Origin of the sequence: Streptacidiphilus neutrinimicus, assembly GCF_000787815.1 — a bacterium.
In the GTDB taxonomy this organism is placed as follows: domain Bacteria; phylum Actinomycetota; class Actinomycetes; order Streptomycetales; family Streptomycetaceae; genus Streptacidiphilus; species Streptacidiphilus neutrinimicus.
This window is the reverse complement of the sequence record NZ_BBPO01000057.1, coordinates 27,528-30,679: the sequence shown is the minus strand read 5'-3', so window position 1 is coordinate 30,679 and position 3,152 is coordinate 27,528. Positions and strand designations below refer to the sequence as shown.

Here is a 3,152-nt window from a genome sequence, read left to right as displayed (position 1 = left end):
CCGCCGCTTTTGTGTGAGCCCCACCACATGACCCGGCGGTTCTACGACCGGCGATAGTTGATCGTTTGTCCGCGCCCCGAGATCTTCGGGACCGGGAGGCCGCGGGCGGCCTTTTCGCATGCGCATCGCCTTCACACAGGGCTTACGTCGCCCAGCGATCTCCGCCGCACCATTCGCACGCCTTCCAGTGCCCGAACAGCGAACGCCGTTCTCCTACGGACCCGCATAGTAGAGGGCGCGTTGATGCGCCCGGACGCCGCTTGTTATCAATGGCGATGTCGTCACCGCGGCCCCGCGACCGAAGGAGCGCAGGGATTCGCCCCCAGTCCGGCACCAGCCCGAAACCGGCGTGCCAACGGCGCCGTCCGACCCCGCAGCGCACCTGTCCCGTGCTGCGGGCGGACGGGCCGCCCAGCCAACCCGATGGAGAGCTGTTTGATGCCTGCCCTGCCCTCGTGCAGCCTGCGCAAGCGCGGCATCGCCATGGCCGGCTCCGTCGCCGCCGTCGGCCTCGCCGCCACCGCCGCGGTGGCGCTCCCGGGCAACGGAGCCTCCGACGCGGTCGCGGACCCCGGTGCGAAGGCCGCTGTCGCCCGTGCGGGCGCGCAGGCCTCCCGGGAGGCGGCGGCCGAGGCGACCGCCGCGGAGAAAGCAGCCGCGACGAAGCAGGCAGCCGCGGCGAAGGCGGCGGCCGCGAAGCAGGCGGCAGCCGCGAAGGTCGCCGCCGCGAAGGCAGCGGCGGACAAGGCTGCCGCGGCGAAGGCGGCAGCCGACCAGGCCGCAGCCGAGCAGGCGGCCGCGGACAAGGCGGCGGCGCACCGCGCCACGCAGGCGGCCGCGAACCGCTCCCGCAGGCCCACGACTGGCACTGAGCCCCCCTGGGCCTGACATCGACGGAGCCCTGCGGCGCAAAGCGCTGCAGGGCTCTTGTCAGCTCGCGGGTGCGGCTGTCACGATCTTGGCTCTGTGATAACGCGCGTCAGCGAGGGGGAGCCCGTGGCCGGCGGCGGGGAGCCGTGGCACCGCTATTACGCGACCGGCGTGCCACACAAGATCAGCATTCCGAACGTTCCCGTGCACGGGCTCCTCGACGAGGCCGCCGCGAAGTACGGGCGGCGGACCGCACTGGTCTTCCTCGGGCGGAAGACCAGCTACCGCGCGCTGAACCGCGCCGTCGCACGCTTCGCCGAGGGCCTCGCCGCGCTGGGCGTCGCCCGTGGCGACCGGGTCGCGCTCGTCCTGCCGAACTGCCCCCAGTACGTCGTGGCGTTCTACGCCACGCTGCGGCTCGGCGCGATCGTCGTGCCGACGAACCCGCTCTACACCGAGGCCGAACTGGCGCACCAGCTCGCGGACAGCGGCGCCGTCGTCGCCGTCGTCCACGACGGCGCGTTCCCTGGCGGCCGACGCTCTTCCCCGGCGTACCGCCGATGTACCAGGCGCTGATGAACGAGGCGGAGAAGCACGGCCCCGCCGTCAACCGCGCGCTGCGCTCGGTGCGGTACTGCATCTCCGGCGCGATGCGGCTGGAGCCGGAGACCGTGGACCGGTTCCAGGAGCTGACCGGTGCGCGGCTCGTCGAGGGCTACGGGCTGTCCGAGGCCTCACCCGTCGTGCTGGCCAACCCGCTGAACGCCAACGCCCGTCCGGGCACGGTCGGAATCCCGCTGCCCGGGACCGAGGTGCGGATCGTCGCCGAGGACGACCCGGGCAGGCAGCAGCCCTACGGTGAGGCGGGGGAGCTGGTGGTGCGCGGGCCGCAGGTGTTCGCCGGCTACTGGCACGAGCGCGAGGACAGCGCGGCGATGCTGCACGACCGCTGGCTCTTCACCGGCGACGTCGCGGTGATGAGCCCGGACGGCTTCGTCACCGTCATCGACCGCAAGCGCGACGTCATCATCGCCTCCGGCTTCAGTGTCTTCCCGAGCGAGATCGAGGACGTGCTGCTGGCGCACCCGGCGGTGGCCGACGCCGCCGTGGTCGGCGTGCCGGACTCCTACCGGGGCGAGACGGTGAAGGCCTGCGTGATCGTTCGGCCGGGGAGCCGGCTCACCGAGCGGGCGCTGCTGGAGTACTGCGCCGCGCGGCTCACCGGCTACAAGATGCCCAAGATCGTCGAGTTCCGGGTGGACCCGCTGCCCCGCAACATGCTCGGCAAGGTGCTGCGCCGAGTGCTGCGGGACGAGCATCAGGCCTGGGACTCGTCCGGCTCCACGCCCTTCGGGACCTCAGGGGAGGAGGCGCCGGCGTCCTCGGCGACCGGGGACTCCGAGGCGAGCTCGGGCTGACGGTCCTTCAGCGCCTCGGCGAGCGTCAGGCTGCTGTCCCAGATGGAGTGGAACGCCAGCGAGAGCGCCTCGGCCAGGGAGGGGTGGCGGATGCACAGCGAGGTCGTCGCGCTGTCGCGGGCCACCGGGTCGGGCATGTCGCACATGACCGTGGAGCCGTCCGCGATGATCATCTTCAGCGGCAGCTCGTCCGCGATGCGGATCTCCTCGCCGGCGTCCACGAACAGGTGCATGACCTCCAGCAGGGCCGGGTCCTCCAGCACCTCGCGCGAGTAGACCGAGCGCACGGTGCGGCCCGCCGCGTGCAGGCGGGCGCTGGCCTCCAGGCCGGCCAGGTTCTCCGGCGGGGTGAACCACGGTGGCTTGGAGAAGCTCAGCAGCTCGCGCTCGGCGGTCGTCTGCAGCCGCGCGAATCTCTCGCTGATGTCGGCCGAGTCCCGCAGGACCTCGACGTAGTCGAGGGGGTCGGTGTGGGTGCGTCCGCTGTCGTAGGTGGGCCCGAGCTCGCGGGCGAGCTCGGTGGAGAGCCGCTCCAGCCGTCCGAGCGAGCGACGCTGCTGCTCGATCAGGCGCTCCACGGCGGTGTCCGGGGCGACTGCGGAGTATCCGGCCACGCGGCCGGGGTGAAGCACGGCGAGCTGCCGACGGATCAGCCCCTCCAGCACGTCGTAGACGCGCTGTCGAGGAACACCCGCCTCCCTGGCGACTTCCGCCGCGGTGAACACGTCGCGGCGGATCAGGGCGAGGTACACCCGGGCCTCGTAATTGGTGAGGCCCAGCTCCTCCAGGTCGGCTGCGCGTCGATCGTCCGTCTGCATGTTGGCACGTTAGCGGCGGGAGTGCGGGTGCTGGCAAGCGACCGCC

Annotated in this window: 4 protein-coding genes; 3 read left to right on the top strand and 1 reads right to left on the bottom strand. The window is 72.3% G+C overall.

Features of this window, described 5'->3' with window-relative positions:
- The first annotated feature begins 438 nt into the window (after nucleotides 1-438).
- From TR48_RS44515 to TR48_RS45865, 3 genes are all read left to right on the top strand, one after another.
- On the top strand, nucleotides 439-888 hold the full coding sequence (locus TR48_RS44515) for a hypothetical protein (RefSeq protein ID WP_052443135.1): 450 nt from the start codon (nucleotides 439-441) through the stop codon (nucleotides 886-888).
- Between the two features lie 78 nt (nucleotides 889-966).
- Nucleotides 967-1,446, top strand: coding sequence for an AMP-binding protein (locus tag TR48_RS45870; protein WP_236652372.1), 480 nt, complete (start codon nucleotides 967-969; stop codon nucleotides 1,444-1,446).
- Nucleotides 1,431-2,288, top strand: coding sequence for an AMP-binding protein (locus TR48_RS45865; RefSeq protein ID WP_042372692.1), 858 nt, complete (start codon nucleotides 1,431-1,433; stop codon nucleotides 2,286-2,288). The genes TR48_RS45870 and TR48_RS45865 overlap by 16 nt, the downstream gene beginning before the upstream one ends.
- Here the strand turns inward: TR48_RS45865 and TR48_RS28660 are convergent.
- Nucleotides 2,189-3,106, bottom strand: a complete 918-nt coding sequence (locus TR48_RS28660) for a TrmB family transcriptional regulator (protein WP_063771084.1) — start codon at nucleotides 3,104-3,106, stop codon at nucleotides 2,189-2,191. The genes TR48_RS45865 and TR48_RS28660 overlap by 100 nt on opposite strands.
- Between the last annotated feature and the right edge of the window lie 46 nt (nucleotides 3,107-3,152).